Origin of the sequence: Nanhaiella sioensis, assembly GCF_046557775.1 — a bacterium.
GTDB classification, from domain to species: Bacteria; Bacillota; Bacilli; order Bacillales; family SM2101; genus Nanhaiella; species Nanhaiella sioensis.
In genome coordinates this window covers 3411316-3431347 of record NZ_JBKAEG010000001.1, presented here as the reverse complement: position 1 = coordinate 3431347, position 20032 = coordinate 3411316, and the positions used below count along the sequence as shown (strand labels likewise).

Genomic DNA, 20032 nt, shown 5'->3' with positions numbered 1-20032 from the left:
GACTTTTGAACACAAAATGTGAACTGTGCAACATTCATTTTCATAATTACTAAACATGAATGTTTCTTAAGTCCGTTGCTTATAGATTAGCAAATTTTCCACAATATTTCAATTAATTTGCTTGTAACAAACCCTAATTTACTATATGTATTTTTAACTCTTCTCATTCAATCAAACTAAAAAAAGCCTTCAATATATTCCTGAAAGGCTTGCTTAGATGGACCCTGCAGGACTCGAACCTGCGGCCGGACGGTTATGAGCCGTCAGCTCTAACCAACTGAGCTAAGGGTCCATGTCAAAAGCTCCATATAACCATACTAACATTGTAAAACTTTCTTTACAAAGCAGTAAATAAAAAATATATAATCATAATAAATTGGATGAACCCTTTTGCCACTACACCACTTAAAAATCCAAATAATGACCCTAAGCCAATTTTTGTCGCCTCTTTTACATTTTTCTTGTGAACAACTAACTCTGCTATAACAGCACCTAGAAATGGCCCGAGAATGATCCCAGCTACTGGTATTACAAAAGGTCCTACTAGTAAGCCAACTGTACTACCCCATACAGCGGCTTGGCTCCCACCTAGCTTTTTGACACCGATTAGATTTGCTGCATAATCAGCACCAAATAATAACAAAACAAAAGTTCCTTGGATCATCCAAAATAACGTTGAAAATTGCTCAAAGCTAATTAGAAACCCATAAATTAAGAACCCTGCTACGATAAAAAGTACACTTGGAATAATCGGATATATTAAACCCACAAAAGAAATGATAAAACAGCAAATCACTATTATCCAAATCAATAACTCCATCACCAAGCCTCCTGTACTTGTTAATAGCAATTTCATACTAGCACCGATTGTTTATGTAAGTCAATTAACTTACAAGGCTCTGTTGTTGCTATTTTTACTAAATATGGACGGTATATTGAGTATTGTAAGAGCAAATGTTAAAGCAGCAAAATGCCACGAACACTAGGTGTATACTTGCTTAAATCTCTGGAACGGAACAATGAATTGAAAAATAGCGTATAACAAAGAGGTATATTAAAAATCCAATTTCGATTTCCAACATACCTCTCTTGTGATTATATGATTATTTTTACTCTCCTAATACCGCTTCAGCGATATTAACAGCGTGATCACCTATACGTTCTAAATTACTTACGATGTCCACAAATACGATTCCAGCTTGTCCAGAGCATTTGCCTTCATTTAATCGTAAAATATGCTTTTTACGCAATGTTCTTTCCATCTTATCAATCTTGTCTTCTTTCTTCACAACTTCTCGTGCTAATTCTTTATCGTTTTCTTCAAGAGATTGAATTGATTCTTTCACAGTAGAAATTGTTAATTCAAACATTTCTTTTAAATCAGCTTTTGCTAAATCAGTCATCTTCACTTTATTTGATAGCTGATAATCAACTAACTCCACAATATTCTCAAAATGATCACCTATACGTTCAATATCTCGTACGGTATCCATTAACACTGAGTGCTCTTCTGATTCATTTTGTGACAATGAAGCTGAAGAGAGTAATACTAAATAATCAGTAATTTTCCGGTCTAAATTATTGATGGCACTCTCTAGTTGCATAGATAGATCAGCATGTTTCTGCAAATTGCTATTTAAATATTTATGTGACTCTTCTAAACCTAGAGTAGCAAACTCACCCATTCTAACAACTTCTTCTTTCGCTTGACCTAATGCAATAGATGGTGATTGCTCAATAAAGTTAGGATCCAAATGCTTAGCTTTATATTCCACTACCGAATCATTACCAGGTATAAGTTTTGTTACAATATATGCCAACACACCTATAAACGGTAATTGAATCAACGTATTCGTTATATTAAACGCTCCATGCGCGAATGCTATGGTCATTTCTGGGTTTAAATTAAATGCCTCTTGCAGCATAATAACCAATTGTGTATAGAGCTTCAATCCAACTAGAAATATGGTTGCTCCAACCAAATTAAATAATACGTGTGTCAGAGCAGCTCGCCTAGCTGCAACTGATGCTCCAATTGAAGCTAATATCGCAGTGATCGTTGTACCAATATTATCACCAAATAAAACAGGCAATGCAGCATTTAAACTCAACAGACCTTGACCATACAATTCCTGTAATATCCCAATGGTTGCACTCGAACTTTGCACGATGACAGTAAAGATTGTTCCAATAGCTACTCCAAGAATTGGAATTTCACTCATGTTCACTGTTAACTCAGCAAACGATTCGAGTGAACGTAGTGGCTTCATCCCCGAACTCATTAGTTTCAAACCATAAAAAAGTGCACCAAAGCCAAATACTACTTGACCTAAATTGTGAATTTTCTTATTTTTGAAGAAAAAGAGTAAGAGAGCCCCTACTGCTATAATCGGTAGAGCGTAATTTGACAATTTGATACCGATAATAAATGCAGTAACAGTCGTCCCAATATTTGCCCCCATGATTACACCAATTGCTTGCCTTAAAGTCATAAAGCCAGCACTGACTAAACCAACTGTAATAACAGTTGTACCTGAGCTACTTTGAATTAACACTGTTACAATAATACCAGCTAAGACACCCATAAATGGGTTGGTCGTAAAGCGGTCTAAAATATCTCTTAATTTGTCACCTGCGGATTTTTGCAGTCCATCTCCCATGTACTTAATCCCAAATAAGAAGATACCTAAACCACCAATAAATTCAAAAATCATCTTTTGAACATCAAGTTCCACTTTTTCTACCTCCGAAAAATTATCTGACTAGTTTCGACACAAGCTTACAAAACCCTATACAATTATTAACGAAATACATTAGAATTGTAAAGGTTTTTAATAAAGAATTTACAATAGCTTAACAATCGAATGAAAGGTGGACAATTTCTGCTAGTGCTTATCGCAAATAACTGGAAAAAGCAATATTTCAACTTATAAAATGACCATTCATATTAGACGTTGTTTTATAGTTTTCACCACGCTAAAATAATTATGATAGAGAAAAAGAAAATAAAGGGGATTATTGAGATGTCTATTTTCAGACAATTAGTTAAAAGCTTATACTCAACTAATGATATAGCTAAATTTCGTTTTCAAGGTATAGGAAAAACAATTTTATATGTGTTTTTATTAACATTCATCTCTATTATACCTACAGCATATTTTATTGCCAGTGATATTTCTAAAGGTGTTAATACTGTGAATGAGGTTTTTGAGTCAGACCTCCCTTCTTTTTACATTGAGGATGGTCAGTTATCTACCCTTGACGAAGAACCAATTCTCATTTCAAAAAATGATTTTTCGTTAATCATCGATAGTCGTGAAAATATATCAATTATTGACACTGTTAATATTATTGATGGTGATGGCTTGGCGTTGCTAAAAAACAGAGCTGTATATGTTTCTAATGACAATGAGCAATCATTTTATTATTCAAGCTTTGGGGATATATCATTTTCTAGTGATGATATGCTAAATTTCATAAACACATTAGACTCATTATTAATAATTATCATCCCTGTTTTCATTCTTATCATGTATATTTTTTCTAGCGGTATGAAATTTCTAGGCATTACGTTACTCGCGTTCATCGGGTTGATCATAAATAGTGTCTTAACAAAAAAGATTACATATCGACATTCGTGGATTTTATCTGCATATAGTGTAACAATACCGACTTTATTTTTCACCTTAATGGATGCTTTTCACATCGTACTTCCTGCACAATTTGTGTTAAATGTTATTATAAGTGTTATCATTTTGTCATTAGCCATTCAACAAATACCTAATCCGAAGAAATAAACAAAACAGAGTAGACCTACTAGGGCTTACTCTGTTTTTATTTTACCTCATTTAACAATTCATCCTAAATAAATAACGTAAGTAGAACTATTGTAAACTTAACATTATGTCTAGCTCGGACTGTTATTAATTATTACTAATATGCATTCTTTACAAATTTTTAGGAATATTTTTCTTGGACATGCATACATAGGTATAAAAGCGATGCAAACGGGGTGGAAATAATGAAGAAAAAGATGATAGGCATTATCTTATTTTTATTTGTTATTTATATCTTTTATTATGATATAAGCATTGGCACTTTACCTGTAATTAATTTACAAAATAATACAGAAGAAAATACGCCATTCGTTGATCGGGATGAATCGCCATTAAATACACAGCAAATGGAACATCAGCTTGTTAAGGTTAAAAGAGGCGATACAGTGATATCTATTGTCGAAGAGTTATATAATGGTCCCATTCCTGTTTCAATGGAGCAGCTCTTAAATGATTTTGAAGCTTTAAATAACAATTTAAAACCAGAACAATTGCAAGCAGGCCAAACATATAAATTCCCTATGTATGACTATTAAGAATTCTGTTAAATTCTTGTCAATTTTATATTTTCACTGTTACAATATTCTATGAGCAAAAAGATACTGTAATTATAGGACATAAGATCAAATATATTTAGAAGATAATCCTTGAAGGAGAGATATATACGTGAGTCAAATTATACATCGTACCAAAACTCGTCCAGTTAAAGTTGGTAATTTAACAATTGGTGGAAATAACGAACTAGTTATACAAAGTATGACCACAACAAAAACGCATGATGTCGAAGCTACCGTAGCAGAAATTAAACGGTTAGAAGAAGCTGGATGTCAAATAGTTCGTGTTGCTTGTCCAGATGAACGAGCTGCCAATGCCATTGCAGAAATAAAAAGTCGCATAGATATACCACTTGTAGTTGACATACATTTTGACTATAAGTTAGCCCTCAAAGCAATCGAAGGTGGCGCAGACAAAATTCGCATTAACCCAGGGAATATTGGAAGACGTGAAAAAGTTGAAGCTGTCGTAAATGCTGCAAAAGAAAAAAATATACCTATTCGAATTGGTGTTAACGCTGGATCTCTTGAGAAAAAGATACTCGAGAAATACGGATACCCTACTGCCGACGGTATGGTTGAGAGTGCGTTACACCATATCAAAATATTAGAAGATCTTGATTTCCGTGATATCATTGTATCCATGAAAGCTTCGGATGTAAATTTAGCAATCGAGGCTTACGAAAAAGCAGCAAAGGCATTTGATTATCCTTTACATTTAGGCATTACTGAATCAGGTACTTTATTTGCAGGAACAGTAAAAAGTGCAGCTGGCTTAGGTGTCATTTTAAGTAAAGGGATTGGAAATACACTTCGTATTTCTCTTAGTGCAGACCCCGTAGAAGAAGTAAAAGTAGCTCGAGAATTACTTAAATCTTTTGGGCTTGCCTCAAATGCAGCAACTTTAATTTCATGTCCAACTTGCGGAAGAATTGAAATAGACCTTATTAGTATTGCTAATGAAGTAGAAGACTATATTTCAACAATTAAAGCGCCGATAAAAGTAGCCGTTTTAGGATGTGCTGTGAATGGTCCCGGAGAGGCTCGAGAAGCTGATATAGGGATTGCAGGGGCTAGAGGTGAAGGACTCCTTTTCCGCCACGGTGAAATTGTTCGTAAAGTCCCTGAAGAAACCATGGTCGAAGAACTTAAGAAAGAAATTGATAAAATAGCAGCAGAGCATTACGCAAAGCAGCAAACAGAAAAAGCTTGACATATAATTGTCAAGCTTTTTTTCATCATGTTAAAAAAATGGGAGTATAAAGATGCCCAGAACAATGGATACGATACCAATTCCGATCGCCCATGCCCCCATTCCTTCTGCTCCTCTTCTGCGGGCAACAAAGCCTAATATGATACCTGCAGCTCCAAAAAGAATTGGAGCGACAAAAAGTGAAATGATCGATAGAGCCAAGGAAAGCCAACCTACCCAGTTACTTTCCACTTCCCTCGTACTACCTAAAGCTTGAATAGGTTCTGCAAACTCCGTTGATGTTTCTTCCATAAAATCCGCTTCTGGATCATTTCTATAGTTATCTCGATAACCATCATCATTTCTTTCCTGAGCCATGTTTATATACCTCACTTTCTTATGTTAAAGAGGGGCATTATTTAGTATTGTTCTCTAGGAAAGAAATATTTGTGTTAATCTTTGCTTTTATTGGAAGCATCTTTTTATAAATTATCTTGCTATTATTGAAAATGTACAGTACAATTCGTTTTTTTCGATCATCCATGATCATAAATTAGTAAAGATGCCAGGTATACGAGATGTATACGTGTTTATATCTTAGTACGAAATACAACAAATAGACATTTGCATAACTCAGAAGTCTTCAACGGATGTCCATGGGGTTTAAAAAAACTTTAAAACTTTTAAAATTCAACTTATTATAGAATTCATTTATGCATTAGCACAAATTGGACACGTCCCATATACTTCAAATTTATGCCCTGAAACATCATATCCTTGAAAATGCTCTGCCAATTGATTCATTGGACAAGAGTGAATTTCTTTCGTTTTCCCACATTGTAAACAAATAAAATGGTGGTGATGTTCTTTCGTAGCACAAGTAAAACGGAAGTGCTTTTCACCAGATAGTTCAGTCATTTCTAAAATATTTAACTTAACAAACAATGATAAATTCCTATATATTGTATCAAAGCTTAAACTAGGATAATTATCTTTCATTCTTAACAGTACTTCACGGGCAGTTAAATATTTATCTGTATTTGAGAAAAGTTGTAGCATTTCTTCGCGCTTACCCGTATATTTATACCCTTCCTTCTTTAATAAATTGATTGCACCAGCAACATTCATTTTTTCTTTCTCCCCACTCTCTTCGTGATTAGAACTAGGATTAATTCTATAACAGCAAAAAGAACAATCGTACCACCAGGTGCCACATCTAAATAATAAGCACTAAACAAACCAAAGAATACGGCTAGTTGGGCAAATACAATTGACAAAATAATCGTTTGTTTAAACCCTTTACTTATACGTATACTTGCTGCTACAGGTAATGTCATTAATGAAGAAACTAATAAGATTCCTACAATTCGCATCGATGCAGCAATCGCCAATGCTACCATAACGATAAATAACAAATGCAACCATTTTGTATTTAGACCGCTTGCAGTTGCATGCTCTTCATCAAATGAAAGTAAAAATAATTCTTTATAGAATATGAAAATGATTACACAAACGAACATTAAAATAACTAAAATGGTCCAAACGTCACTCATACTTACAGCGCTCACACTACCGAATAAATACATGAATAGATCTGTATTAAATCCATCAGCTAGTGAAATAAAAACTACACTAAGTCCGATTCCAGTTGAGTGTATGATTGGTATAGCCAACTCTTGATAATGTTTATATACCGTTCTAAGTTTTTCTATAAAAATGGAGCCTATTACAGAAAAGCCCATGCCCATATATAAAGGGTTCATTCCTTGAAAAACTCCGAGTTTTTTTTCAACAAACAGACTAGCAGCAATACCAGCAAGTGTAACATGGCTTAACGCATCTGCAATCAAAGACTGTCGTCTAACAACTATAAAAACACCAAGTAAAGGTGCTAAAAAACCAATCATCATTCCAGTAATGAAAGCGTTACGTAAAAATTCATATTGAAAAATCTCAATTAACATCATTTATCCTCCATGGTTATGAGTTAAAACGTGGAGATGATGACCATAAAACGTAGATAATGCACCCTCATCAAGGCTTTCAAATTGCTCTGTTTTACCGTGAAAATGCAAGGTCTTATTTAAACAGGCAACATGTGACACTTTATCAGTAATTGTACCAATATCATGAGTGACTAATAATAAGCTAATCCCCAAGTTCTGATTTAAGTCTTCTAACATATTGTAAAAGCTTTGAACATTTGTAGCATCTACACCTACAGTTGGTTCATCTAAAATTAATAAGGAAGGGTCACTAACTATTGCTCGTGCAATAAAAACTCTTTGTTGCTGACCTCCTGATAACTCTCCAATATTTCGATTAGTATACTGGCTCATTCCTACTGAAGCTATCGCTTTTGCTGCTGCTAATTTATGTTCCTTTGAAAAAAATCGAAGTAAACCTACCTTCGAAGTCAAGCCACTTAGAACAACTTCAAGCACTGTTGCAGGAAAACCACTGTTAAAACTGTTTGCCTTTTGGGAAACAAACCCAATTTTATGCCAATTTTTAAATTTGTGAATTTCAGTTCCAAATAACCGTATCGAACCAAATTGCGGTTTAATAAGTCCTAAAATACATTTTAATAAAGTTGATTTACCAGACCCATTTGGCCCTACTAACCCTAAAAATGCGCCTTGAGGCATTACTAAATTAATGTCCTCTAAGACATTCTCCTGCTCATAACCAAAGGTTAGATCACCAATTTCTAATATGGGTACATTATTATTTGTCATGTTATCACCATTCTGTCTTATTAGGAATCATTCCGATTTAAACAACAAAATTATACATGAAGCAAGCTCTATTGTAAAGAAAAGGCTACTTTCGTCAACCTTGTTGATCATTTCCAACATAGAACAACTTAATAAAGCTCCATGCATCTTCCACTTTTTCATAGAATAAAAGATGCTATGGAAACTCGTTATATATGATCAGCAACGATCATGCGAAAACATCCTAAAGTTATACGTCATTAATGTATAGCTGACTTAAACTTAGCTCCCCTCGTTTCTTGTGTACTCATAATTGTCAAAAATGCATTAGCATCGATTTCATGTACGATCGATTTAAGTTTAGTTACTTCAATCCTTGTTACAACAACGTAAATTACTTCTTTTTCTGCATCTGTAAATCCACCTTTTCCCTTCAACTTAGTTGTACCGCGTCCAAGCCTATGTAATATAGCATCCGATACTTCTTCATAATAATCAGAAACGATAATGACGGCCTTCGTTTCATCTAGTCCTTGAATGACAGTGTCAATTGTTTTGAAAGCAATATAATATGTCATAACAGAATACATTGCTTCTTCAGTTCCAAAAACAAATGCTGCCCAAACAAAAATAAAAATATTAATAAACATAACAAACTCGCCTACGGAAAAAGGCAGCTTTTTTGTTAATAAAATACCAAGAATTTCAGTGCCATCTAAAGATCCGCCATGTCGGATAACTAACCCTACCCCAACGCCTAATATTAAGCCTCCAAATACAGTTGCCAATATAGGTTCTGGTGTAAATGGTTCAACATTGTGCAGAAGTTGTTCAATAATAGCCAGACAAATAATTCCGAACATAGAAGATATCATAAACGTCTTACCAATTTGTTTATACCCAGAATACATAAATGGGATATTTAGTAGAACGACTAACATTGCAAAACTTATATATGAAGGCGTTAAATAATCAATAATTAAAGAGACACCAATAATTCCACCATCAATTATATTATTTGGAACTAAAAATAACTCAATAGAAACAGCTACTAATCCTGCTCCAAATAAAATCATTATGAAGCGATAAAAAAAATGTAGTTTGCTTTCTTTTTTATGTTGTCTTGTTGCCATGAGTCTCCCTCCCCAGTGTTGTTAGATGTGCGTTAAATTTTCTTTGTATCATTATACTTGTTTCTCCTTGTAAATATGAAGCACCCTTGGTTTATGGAACACAATTTTATTCTATATCATACTATGTGTAAGGGGAGGAGAATACAATGAAGCTTTTTCAACACGTGATTAATCAAAAAATAAAACATATGACCGTTAAAGATTTACTTAATTATAGTAAACAATATGACATTAAAATATCGAAGGAACAGGCAAGGCAAATTACAGAGCTTATACAAAAGAGAGATGTAGATATTTTTGAAGATAAAGAGCGAAAAAAACTCATTAAGGAAGTTGCCAAAATTACAAACCCAACTGTAGCTAAGAAAATCAATTCTTTTTTCACTAAATTTATTCAATAAAAGGCTGTCTAATATAAGTTAAGACAGCCCTTTAAATGTTTTGACACAGATCTGTAGGTACATAAATCCTTGTCATTATGATGACGTAGTGATTAAGCTAACCAGCCAAAATTTTTGTTAGTAAATTTGGATTATATTCTTTTTGATTTAACATTTCTATTTCAAATTTATAAGGCGGCTTTTTATTTTTCTTGTCTTCCCCAACATATGGAGTTTCTAAGATTTTAGGTATATCTGAAAGCTGCGGATGATGAACAATATAGCTAAGAGCATCATATCCAATATGTCCAAACCCAATGTTTTCATGTCTGTCTTTATGAGAATTAGTTGGATTTTTACTGTCATTAATATGTAATACTTTTAGACGGTCAAGTCCGATCACTTGATCGAAATGTTGAAGCACACCATCAAAATCATTCACAATATCATAGCCAGCATCATGAGTGTGACATGTGTCAAAGCATACAGATAACTTCTCGTTAAGCGTGACACCTTCGATAATTTGAGCAAGCTCTTCAAAAGTTCTACCACATTCTGAACCTTTACCTGCCATCGTTTCCAAAGCAATTTGGACATTTTGCTCGGGCGTTAAAACTTCGTTTAAACCTTCAATAATTTTGTTAATTCCTGCCTCTACTCCTGCTCCCACATGTGCACCAGGATGAAGAACAATTTGTCTTGCACCTAAAGCTTCAGTTCTTTCAATTTCTGATCGTAAAAAATTGACGCCTAATTCAAACGTTTCTGGTTTTGTCGTATTACCGATATTAATAATATACGGGGCATGAACAACTATATCTTCAATACCATGTTCTCTCATATGAACATGGCCAGCCTCAATATTTAATTCTTCAATTTTTTTTCTTCGCGTATTTTGTGGAGCACCAGTATAAATCATAAAAGTATTTGCACCGTATCCCACGGCTTCTTCACTAGCTCCAAGCAACATTTTCTTTCCACTCATAGAGACATGGGAACCTATTTTTAACATACCATTCATCTCCCTTAAAATAATATCGTCATAGGTTTGATCACTTAGTTCTCTTGTTTATACGTCGTTGACGCTTCTTGTATTGTTCCATATCGTTTTTCATTTTCTTTTTGTAACCAGGCTTTACTTTAGAAGGTTTACGGACAATTTTTTTAGCTTCAAGATCAAGCTCATTCAATTGTTTTTTACGCTTATTACGTTTATCTCTAGCTCCTAGTTCAACCCATTCGTTATTACGAAGATCCTGTTGTTTAAATGTAATTCCCATCTTTTCTAATTTTACTATTGCATCCTCATCTGATGGGTCATACAATGTAGCTGCAATCCCAGAATAACCAGCTCGCGCAGTCCTCCCTACTCGGTGAACATAAAAATCTAGATCAGAAGGTATTTCAAAATTAATGACGTGACTAACCCCTTCAATATCAATACCTCTAGCTGCTAAGTCTGTTGCTACAACATATTGAAAGTCTAAGTCCTTAATTTGCTTCATCATTTTTTTCCGATCACGTGGTGATAAGTCCCCGTGAAGTCTACCGACTTTTAAACCCTTTTTAATTAATGAGTCTGCAACTTCATCTGCCTTCACTTTAGTATTGGTAAAGACAATTGCTAAATATGGATTATACTTCAACAAGATATCATGTAAAATTTGAACTTTGTCCCGATGACGTGATGGGATCAAAATTTGCTCAACACTCGTAACAGTTACTTGATTAGGAGCTACATGCGAATATTTTGGGTTGTCCATATATTTACGCAAAAACTGCTTTAATTTTTCTGGTATTGTAGCAGAAAAAACTAATATCTGTAATTTTTCTGCCATCCTAGCTGCAATTTGATCTACTTCATTAATGAACCCCATATCAAGCATTAAATCTGCTTCATCGACGACTAATGAATTAGAAGTATATACATGCAGCGCCTGTTCCTTTATTAAATCCAGTATTCTTCCTGGTGTTCCTACAACGATGTGTGGTTGTACCTTTAGCTTTTCAAGCGTACGTTGTTTATCTGTCCCACCCACATAACATCGTGCCGTTATTTGTTCGCTTCCATCATAAAATTGTGTGACCTTTAATACTTCCTGATAAATTTGATTAGCTAATTCACGCGTCGGTGCTGTAATAACCGCTTGTACTTCTTGTTTTGCAGGGTCTATATTGTTAATAACCGGCAACAAGTAAGCATGTGTTTTACCTGTTCCTGTTTGTGATTGACCTATTACACTTTCACCTTTTAAAATCGAGGGAATCAAACGCTCTTGTATGTCAGTAGGTTTATAAAATTGCAAGCTATCAATCGCTTTGATTATAAAAGGCTCTAATCCAAATCGTTCAAATTGTGAGTTCATCGTATCTATACTCCTTATGAAACTATCCCAAATGAATTGTAAATCACTCTGGAATACTCAATATAATTTCTACTATCCAAAACATATCATCATTAGATTATAATGGATTTTATAAGAAAAGTGCAAGCTTGTCAGCAATTCACTTAAGCGATCGGGCTTTATTGAATACTGCTAATGCTTTTAGAAAGGCAAAGTTAAACCGCGTCACACTAGAATGTATAGCACCATATTTATTAAGTATAGGCTGTTTTCATACTAAAAAATAAAGGGCATTTTTTCTTCTACGACGACTGTTGAATAAAACAGCGTAGTTATTTTCAAAGTTTACGAATAGAGCCTACATTAAAATATAATTCCAGATGCTAAATGTAAACTATGTTAACAGTAATAGCGATACAAAAATCAACCTAAGACTCAATCAAGTACTTATTTTGTTGAAGTATAGAACGATTAGTTACACCTCAAAGACACTTAAAATAACAACAAAGTGTTATTCATGCAATCCTTTGAAAACCATATAAACACCTTCCTAATCAGTTTAACATTATTCCCTTTTCTGATAAAAGTTTTGTTTGGTTTAAGCACTACAATCTTATATCATCAAATTTCTATGCTATGTTTGCTTTTTACTATAGCTGTTTTCACAGTTTATTGTTTAATAAATAAACATAAATACAACTAGATCAGGGTATCTTTACTTTAGTAAAACAATTATTTTTGAGGTAAACGTTATTTTTATTTATTAGTTAAGATACTATAGTAAGAAATTTATTCGAAAAGTACCTTTACTAACACTAGAGCTGCTAGGATGGGGTTATATTCCTCAGTCATCACCGTTTAAGATGGAATTATCCACTTGTACAAAAAATAACCGTTAATAGGTAGAAAATGTCGATCTAAACATAAGTTTTTCAGAAAACAGGCTACAACCCCACAACATAACAACTTGATCCCACATAAAATAATCTATAATTACTAGCACAATGGACAAATGAAAGGAGAATGAAATTGAATCACCAAAACTCTCTTAACCAAATGCTTTCTAACAGTCAATGGTTCCAAAATCCATTTTCTTCAATCATGCATTCAAACAAAGGGTTAGATAATTATTTGTCAACGATGCTGCACTCACCAAATTCGTTAAAAGGCTTAATGAATCCAAAAGATTTCCAAAAATCATTAAGCAGTGTTCAACAATGGTTTAAAACTGCCGAATCGGTAGCCCCAACATTAAAGGAACTGTCCCCTATCGCAAATAAAATTCCTTCTATGTTTAATATGTTTAACGAACCATCAAACCAGACAAAAAATTCAACCCGTCCGAGAGACCTACCAAGAATAGCGAAATCTCCACCTGTTGATCGGAGTCGAGAATCAAAACCAAAGCTCTATATTTAGCTCATAACTTTAATTCTTATCTCCACTTCGCTATAATAAAGAGAAATAAGAAAAGCATAACAACTTTTTACCACCCACAGCTAAAGTGAGACATTTCATAGATGCTTGACAAGTCTATGAAGAAACTTTTCTTATTTTTTGTAAGCTCTTTTCGTAAATTTTATTACTTTTTACAAATTACTACATCATATGAGGGTTTTCTGCCATGTTTTATATAAGGGAATACGAAACCCTAGTTTTTTATGTGTTTGTTTCATCATACGAATAATATCAATCAATGCGAAAAAAGCTTATTTCATCCGATGAACAAATGATTGTTAGGCATTTACTAATATAGATAAAAAATTCTCATTTAGGGATAAATGGAGGAGATTCGAATGGAAGTAGTCAAAATTAATCCTAGAGGTTATTGTTATGGTGTTGTAGATGCCATGGTAATTGCTAGAAATGCAGCTCTAGATAAAACCTTACCAAGACCAATATACATTTTAGGAATGATTGTTCATAATAAACATGTAACTGATGCATTTGAAGAAGACGGGATCATCACTTTAGATGGAGAAAACAGACTTGATATTTTAAGCAAAGTAGATAATGGTACGGTTATCTTTACCGCTCATGGCGTTTCACCTGAAGTAGTAAAACTTGCAAAAGAAAAGGGGCTTGTGACAATTGATGCAACATGCCCAGACGTAACAATAACTCACGACTTAATAAGAGCTAAAGAAAGTGAAGGCTATGACATCATCTATATAGGGAAGAAAGGACATCCTGAACCCGAAGGAGCTATTGGTGTTGCTCCTCAAGCTGTTCACCTCGTAGCGAACGAAGAAGATGTGCAAAACCTTTCTTTAAATAACGAAAAAATTATTGTCACAAATCAAACGACGATGAGTCAATGGGATGTTGGCCATATTATGGAACAAGTAAAGGAAAAATACCCACAGGTAGAATTTCATAAAGAGATTTGTTTAGCTACACAGGTTCGACAAGAAGCAGTTGCAGATCAAGCAGGACAGGCAGATGTTACTATCGTTGTAGGTGATCCAAAGAGTAACAATTCTAATAGGTTAGCACAGGTTTCCATGGAAATAGCAGGAACAAAGGCTTACCGTGTCGCGGATGTGACTGACATAAATATCGATTGGATTAAAGATGCGAACAAAGTAGCAGTTACTGCAGGTGCATCGACACCAACACCTATAACTAAAGAAGTTATTGCATTTTTAGAAAACTTTAATAGCTCAGATGAATCAACATGGACGAGAGAAAGAAAAGTGCCATTGCACAAAATATTACCTAAAGTAAAAACTTCCAAAAATTAAGAACGTTCATTTTAAATAACCGACAAAATACATTAATGGGACTAAATAAATTACTATTTAGTCCCATTTTATAGTTAGCCTTTTTAATGTAAACTCTGTACAATTCTTCATCCCTATGTATCATTATTATTGGATACTATACTTTTTTACATAAATGTAAAAGGGTCTGTATTTATTTCAGAAGCAATAATATTCACTTTAAAGTTTTTAGAGGCAACTTGCTTACGCATCATTTCTACAACACCCTTTTTCATCACTTTTTCGACGTTATGACCTGGATCCACAATATTTAACCCAGCCTGCATTGCATCATGGGCAACATGATAATATATATCACCAGATACATATACATCTGCACCTCTCATCTTTGCTTGGCTAATATATTTATTACCGTCTCCTCCCAAGACAGCAACTTTCTTAACCTTGTCTTGTAAATTACCCACTACTCTTAAACCTTCCACATCTAATTTGCTCTTTACAAAAGCTGCAAAACCTCCAAGTGTGAGCTCACTTTGTAAGTAACCTATCCTACCTAACCCTTTCATTTCTCCCTTATTATCAAGGGGATAAATGTCAAAGGCTACTTCTTCATAAGGGTGTGCCTTAAACATTGCAGATAGTACTTTTTTTTCTAGGTTTTCTGGGAAAACCGTTTCTATCCGCTGTTCTTTTACTGTTTCCAGTTTTCCAGCTGTTCCTATATAAGGGTTAGCATTTTCCTTAGGTAGAAATGTGCCTACACCTTCTGAACTGAAGGTACAGTGACTATAATTACCGATAAATCCAGCGCCGGCATTGCCGATTGCCTCTTTAATTTGATCAGCATGGGCCACTGGGACGGTTACAACTAATTTTTTTAAATTCAACTCAAAAGTAGGAACTAACAATTCTACTTTTGTAAGCTCAAGTGCTTTAGCTAATAAATCATTTACCCCACCTTGTGCAACATCTAAATTTGTGTGAGCAGCATAGATGGTAATATTATTTTTTATACATTTTTCGATAATCCTTCCATCAGGTCGATCGGTAACGATATTTTTTAATGGTCTAAAAATGAGTGGATGGTGAGCAATAATTAAATCAACACTATTTTCTATCGCTTCATCGATAACTGTTTCTAAAACATCTAATGCAACCATTACATGACGAATAGGCTTATTCAATGTCCCTATTTGAAGCCCAATTTTGTCACCCTCCATTGCAAGATGCTTAGGAGAAAACTGCTCAAATAATTGAATAACTTCAAATCCATTTGGTGTTTTCATGTTAAAGCCTCCGTTACTAATGTAATTTTTTGTTCAAGTTCCTTTTTCTTACTTAGATTATCGTAGGAGTGAGAAGCATGATCTAATTTTGCTAAAATCATTCGCCAATGCTTTAATTCATTTGTCCATTTTCGCTTGAATGAATCATTATTCTCCTTTACTAAAAATGGACCTACGAGTAGACCCTTTTCAATGTCCTCTTCATAAGGCTCATACGGTGCTCCTCTTTCAGCTACTAAAATTTCATATATTTTCTCATCTTCCTCTAAAATGTTTTCAGCAATTAACTCCCACCCATTTAAGATAAACCATTGTCTTACATGCTTTGCTCCCACATTAGGTTGTAGAATTAACCGCTTGACCCCAGAGAGCTTTTCTTTGCCTGTTTCTAGAATGTCACGGATAAGCAGTCCACCCATTCCTGCAATGGTTATACAATCGACTTCTCCTCGTTGGATTACGGACAAGCCATCACCTTTTCTTACATCTATCACATTATTTAAATGACAAGAGGTCACTTGGTCATTTGCAGATTGAAACGGTCCTTCAGTTATCTCTCCTGCAATTGCAAAAGTTATCTTTTTTTGTAAAAAAGCATAGCAAGGTAAATATGCGTGATCTGATCCAATATCAGCTAGCTTTGATCCCATTGGAATGTACTCTGCTACAGCTTCTAATCTTTTGGACAGCTTTAATTCGTTCATCTTTTCACCACTATCTTTATTTTGTATTCGATTATGAATGATCTAAATGAAAAAGTCCATTACCGAAGTATGGACTTTGCATCATGTATAAGGTTTAGCCTATTTTAATGTTGTTAGCCATTCAGCCATTGCATCCAATTGATCAGCTGGAACTAATCCTGGTGGCATTGTGCCTTTTCCGTTTGCTAAAATATCTTTAATTTGATCCAAATCTAACTTGTCACCAACACCTAGAAGCGCTGGACCAGCTACGCCTTCATAATTTCCTCCATGACAGCCAATACAGCTCCCATTATAAATTTCTTCTGGAGATTGTACGACTTCTTCTTGTGGTTCCTCTTCACCTAGTGCAATCTTTTCAGCGTCTCCTAAACCTTTGAAAGAAAGGAATAACATAAGACCAATACCTAAAACCGCGATTAGTGCATAAGGCACTAGTGGATTTCTGTTCATTTCATTTACCCCCTTATGTAAAAAATGAAGTCAAGTAGTAATTATATTTTACAAACAACTTCTATTTTACTTTAAAATAAATAGAAGGAAAAGTCCTAATTCAAAGTTCTTATACATTTTGAAATTTTATTACGAAAATATACACATATTATTGATTAAAACATAAGGGGTTATACGAGTTAACAACCAATTTGTCTTGCAATGACTAATCTTTGAATTTCTGAAGTGCCTTCACCAATTTCTAACAGCTTAGCATCTCTCATCAAACGTTCAACTTGATACTCTTTCATGTACCCGTAGCCACCATGAATTTGTACAGCTTGACTTGTAACTTCCATACATATTTCAGAAGCATATAGCTTACACATAGCGGCCTCTTTCGTAAATGATTTTTTATGGTCTTTCAGCCACGCGGCTTTGTATACCATATTTCTAGCAAGCTCAATCTTTAAGGCCATATCAGCAAGCTTAAATTGAATGGCCGACATTTTTGAGAGGGGTTTACCGAACTGAACTCTTTCATTTGCATATGCATGTGCCTTTTCAAATGCTGCTTGCGCAATTCCTACTGCCATAGCACCAATACCAATTCTTCCTCCATCTAGCGTGATTAAAAACTGTTTTAAGCCATTTCCTCTTGTTCCTAAAATGTTTTCTTTTGGAACCCTTACATTACTTAATACAAGTTCTGTAGTATTTGACGCATTTAACCCCATTTTTTCATAATTATCAATGATTGAAAAGCCTTCCACATTTGTTGGAACTATTATGGAGCTTATTTCTTTTTCATCCCCATTTCTACTTGTAACTGCAGTTAATGCTAAGAATTTAGCAAAGCTAGCATTAGTTATAAAACACTTATTACCGTTAATCACAAAATCTTCACCATCTTCTACCGCCTCAGTCATCGTTCCACCAGCATCAGATCCAGCATTTGGCTCAGTTAGCCCAAATGCCCCTAACGATTCACCATTACATATAGGAGCCAAGTACAGTTCCTTCTGTTCATCAGAACCAAATAAATTAATAGGTGCCCCACCTAAAGAAATATGTGCTGAATAGGTTATTCCTGTAGAGGCACATGCTTTACTTAATTCCTCAACTACGATTGCAAAACTAATTGTATCTGCACCTGCACCCCCATATTCTTCTGGAAATGGAAGACCCATTAATCCTAGCTTTGCCAATTTGTTAAATATCTCTCGAGGAAACATTTTATTTTTATCACGTTGAATTGCTTCTGGAGCAACTTCCTCCTGAGCGAATTCCTTTATGGTTTTTTGCAAAACTTGTTGTTCCATTGTTAAGTCAAAATTCATATATTTTCTCCTCTCAACAAAATGTATACGCTTACATTCCATTATAAGGTTAATTAATGAATTTTCTCAACATTTTAAAATATTTAAAAACTTATTTCTATAACCATTTGCAAAACACCTAACAATTCAGTACAATAAATTACAAGAAATGTTATAAAAAAAAATAGTTCACTCCAACTTTTTAGTTGAAGTAAACTATTGTGATGGAAAAATAATCGAAGACAAGATTATTCTAGAAAATCTTTTAGTCGCTTACTACGACTAGGATGTCTTAATTTACGCAGTGCTTTTGCTTCAATTTGTCGTATACGTTCACGTGTTACTCCAAAAACTTTGCCAACCTCTTCTAGAGTTCGCGTTCTACCGTCATCTAAACCAAATCGAAGGCGAAGTACATTTTCTTCACGGTCAGTTAACGTATCTAAGACATCTTCTAATTGTTCTTTCAATAATTCATACGCTGCATGTTCAGAAGGTGATGTAGCATCTTGGTCTTCAATAAAATCTCCTAGGTGCGAATCATCTTCTTCCCCAATCGGTGTTTCAAGTGATACGGGCTCTTGTGCAATTTTTTGAATTTCCCTAACTTTATCTGGTGTTAAGTCCATATCTTCAGCAATTTCTTCTGGAGTAGGTTCTCGACCTAAATCTTGTAATAATTGTCTTTGAACACGAATTAATTTATTTATCGTTTCGACCATATGAACAGGAATACGTATTGTTCTCGCTTGATCTGCAATAGCACGAGTAATTGCTTGACGAATCCACCAGGTTGCATACGTACTAAATTTATATCCTTTTTCATAGTCAAATTTTTCAACCGCTTTGATTAAACCCATGTTGCCTTCTTGAATCAAGTCAAGAAACAACATACCACGACCAACATAACGCTTAGCAATACTTACTACTAATCGTAGGTTTGCCTCAGCAAGACGACGTTTTGCTTCTTCATCACCTTGTTCAATGCGCTTTGCTAGTGATATTTCATCTTTAGCAGATAACAAATCAACACGGCCAATTTCTTTTAAATACATCCGAACTGGATCATTAATTTTTACTCCTGGAGGTACACTTAGGTCATTAAGGTCAAATTCTTCTTCTTTCGCTAGATCTTGGACGTTGGGGTCTTTATCTTCATCACCGTCACCAATTAATTCTACACCTTGTTCACCTAAAAATTCATAATATTCATCCATTTGGTCTGATTCAATTTCAAACCCTGACATACGTTCGGCGATCTCTTCATAAGTAAGTACCCCGCGTTTTTTCCCTACCTCTGTTAATTGTTCTTTTATTTGGTCAAGTGTTAATTCAGTATCAATATCTTTAGAACGAGCTGACTTTTCAGCCATCTGTCCCCCTCCTTCCAAGCTTTTCACGAGGAACTAGT

General features: G+C 34.5%; 20 protein-coding genes and 1 tRNA gene. 6 read left to right on the top strand and 15 right to left on the bottom strand.

Annotation, left to right across the window (positions count from 1 at the left end; translation table 11 throughout):
• Nucleotides 1-218: 218 nt before the first annotated feature.
• The 3 genes from V1503_RS15885 to V1503_RS15875 form a co-directional block, all read right to left on the bottom strand.
• Nucleotides 219-292, bottom strand: a tRNA-Ile gene (locus V1503_RS15885).
• A 45-nt stretch (nt 293-337) separates the two neighbouring features.
• Nucleotides 338-820 carry a DUF456 domain-containing protein gene (locus tag V1503_RS15880; RefSeq protein ID WP_410628133.1) on the bottom strand — a complete coding sequence of 161 codons (483 nt, stop codon included), beginning with the start codon at nt 818-820 and terminating at the stop codon, nt 338-340.
• A 289-nt stretch (nt 821-1109) separates the two neighbouring features.
• Nucleotides 1110-2735: a Na/Pi cotransporter family protein gene (locus V1503_RS15875; RefSeq protein ID WP_410628131.1), complete on the bottom strand. Its 1626-nt coding sequence runs from the start codon at nt 2733-2735 to the stop codon at nt 1110-1112.
• Nucleotides 2736-3023: 288 nt separating this feature from the next.
• Between V1503_RS15875 and V1503_RS15870 the strand changes: the two genes are divergently transcribed.
• The 3 genes from V1503_RS15870 to ispG all read left to right on the top strand — a co-directional run bounded on the left by V1503_RS15870 (nt 3024) and on the right by ispG (nt 5603).
• Nucleotides 3024-3797 (top strand): DUF1189 domain-containing protein, encoded by a 774-nt coding sequence (locus V1503_RS15870; protein WP_410628129.1) that lies wholly within the window; start codon nt 3024-3026, stop codon nt 3795-3797.
• A gap of 224 nt (nt 3798-4021) precedes the next feature.
• Nucleotides 4022-4372: a protein YqfZ gene (gene yqfZ / locus V1503_RS15865; protein ID WP_410628127.1), complete on the top strand. Its 351-nt coding sequence runs from the start codon at nt 4022-4024 to the stop codon at nt 4370-4372.
• A 124-nt stretch (nt 4373-4496) separates the two neighbouring features.
• Nucleotides 4497-5603, top strand: coding sequence for a flavodoxin-dependent (E)-4-hydroxy-3-methylbut-2-enyl-diphosphate synthase (ispG, locus tag V1503_RS15860; RefSeq protein ID WP_410629450.1), 1107 nt, complete (start codon nt 4497-4499; stop codon nt 5601-5603).
• A 30-nt stretch (nt 5604-5633) separates the two neighbouring features.
• On the opposite strand, the gene V1503_RS15855 is transcribed toward ispG, so the two are convergent.
• From V1503_RS15855 to V1503_RS15835, 5 genes are all read right to left on the bottom strand, one after another.
• Nucleotides 5634-5960, bottom strand: a complete 327-nt coding sequence (locus V1503_RS15855) for a DUF4190 domain-containing protein (RefSeq protein ID WP_214480278.1) — start codon at nt 5958-5960, stop codon at nt 5634-5636.
• A gap of 333 nt (nt 5961-6293) precedes the next feature.
• On the bottom strand, nt 6294-6710 hold the full coding sequence (locus V1503_RS15850; RefSeq protein WP_410628124.1) for a Fur family transcriptional regulator: 417 nt from the start codon (nt 6708-6710) through the stop codon (nt 6294-6296).
• Complete coding sequence (locus tag V1503_RS15845; RefSeq protein WP_410628122.1) at nt 6707-7546, bottom strand: metal ABC transporter permease; 840 nt, start codon at nt 7544-7546, stop codon at nt 6707-6709. The genes V1503_RS15850 and V1503_RS15845 overlap by 4 nt, the downstream gene beginning before the upstream one ends.
• Before the next feature lie 3 nt (nt 7547-7549).
• Nucleotides 7550-8320, bottom strand: coding sequence for a metal ABC transporter ATP-binding protein (locus V1503_RS15840; RefSeq protein WP_214480281.1), 771 nt, complete (start codon nt 8318-8320; stop codon nt 7550-7552).
• A gap of 239 nt (nt 8321-8559) precedes the next feature.
• Nucleotides 8560-9432 carry a YitT family protein gene (locus tag V1503_RS15835; RefSeq protein ID WP_214480282.1) on the bottom strand — a complete coding sequence of 291 codons (873 nt, stop codon included), beginning with the start codon at nt 9430-9432 and terminating at the stop codon, nt 8560-8562.
• A gap of 146 nt (nt 9433-9578) precedes the next feature.
• Here V1503_RS15835 and V1503_RS15830 point away from each other — a divergent pair, with 146 nt between their 5' ends.
• On the top strand, nt 9579-9833 hold the full coding sequence (locus V1503_RS15830; protein ID WP_214480283.1) for a DUF2624 domain-containing protein: 255 nt from the start codon (nt 9579-9581) through the stop codon (nt 9831-9833).
• A gap of 97 nt (nt 9834-9930) precedes the next feature.
• Here V1503_RS15830 and V1503_RS15825 read toward each other — a convergent pair whose 3' ends face one another.
• Nucleotides 9931-10824: a deoxyribonuclease IV gene (locus tag V1503_RS15825; protein ID WP_214480284.1), complete on the bottom strand. Its 894-nt coding sequence runs from the start codon at nt 10822-10824 to the stop codon at nt 9931-9933.
• Between the two features lie 40 nt (nt 10825-10864).
• Nucleotides 10865-12178, bottom strand: coding sequence for a DEAD/DEAH box helicase (locus tag V1503_RS15820; RefSeq protein WP_214480285.1), 1314 nt, complete (start codon nt 12176-12178; stop codon nt 10865-10867).
• 1008 nt (nt 12179-13186) lie between these two features.
• On the opposite strand from V1503_RS15820, the gene V1503_RS15815 reads away from it, so the two are divergent.
• Together V1503_RS15815 and V1503_RS15810 are read left to right on the top strand one after the other, a co-directional pair.
• Nucleotides 13187-13576: a hypothetical protein gene (locus V1503_RS15815; RefSeq protein ID WP_410628118.1), complete on the top strand. Its 390-nt coding sequence runs from the start codon at nt 13187-13189 to the stop codon at nt 13574-13576.
• 377 nt (nt 13577-13953) lie between these two features.
• Nucleotides 13954-14901: a 4-hydroxy-3-methylbut-2-enyl diphosphate reductase gene (locus tag V1503_RS15810; protein ID WP_320256831.1), complete on the top strand. Its 948-nt coding sequence runs from the start codon at nt 13954-13956 to the stop codon at nt 14899-14901.
• A 146-nt stretch (nt 14902-15047) separates the two neighbouring features.
• Here the strand turns inward: V1503_RS15810 and V1503_RS15805 are convergent, their stop codons facing one another.
• The 5 genes from V1503_RS15805 to rpoD form a co-directional block, all read right to left on the bottom strand.
• On the bottom strand, nt 15048-16166 hold the full coding sequence (locus tag V1503_RS15805) for a Nif3-like dinuclear metal center hexameric protein (protein ID WP_410628116.1): 1119 nt from the start codon (nt 16164-16166) through the stop codon (nt 15048-15050).
• Nucleotides 16163-16870 (bottom strand): tRNA (adenine(22)-N(1))-methyltransferase, encoded by a 708-nt coding sequence (locus V1503_RS15800; protein ID WP_410628113.1) that lies wholly within the window; start codon nt 16868-16870, stop codon nt 16163-16165. Before V1503_RS15800 ends, V1503_RS15805 begins: the two co-directional genes overlap by 4 nt.
• A 99-nt stretch (nt 16871-16969) precedes the next feature.
• Nucleotides 16970-17323, bottom strand: coding sequence for a cytochrome c550 (gene cccA, locus V1503_RS15795; protein ID WP_410628110.1), 354 nt, complete (start codon nt 17321-17323; stop codon nt 16970-16972).
• Nucleotides 17324-17502: 179 nt separating this feature from the next.
• The gene (locus V1503_RS15790) at nt 17503-18642 is read right to left on the bottom strand and encodes an acyl-CoA dehydrogenase family protein (RefSeq protein WP_410628108.1); all 1140 of its coding nucleotides are present in this window, start codon (nt 18640-18642) and stop codon (nt 17503-17505) included.
• Nucleotides 18643-18869: 227 nt separating this feature from the next.
• Nucleotides 18870-19994, bottom strand: coding sequence for an RNA polymerase sigma factor RpoD (gene rpoD, locus V1503_RS15785; RefSeq protein WP_214480295.1), 1125 nt, complete (start codon nt 19992-19994; stop codon nt 18870-18872).
• Between the last annotated feature and the right edge of the window lie 38 nt (nt 19995-20032).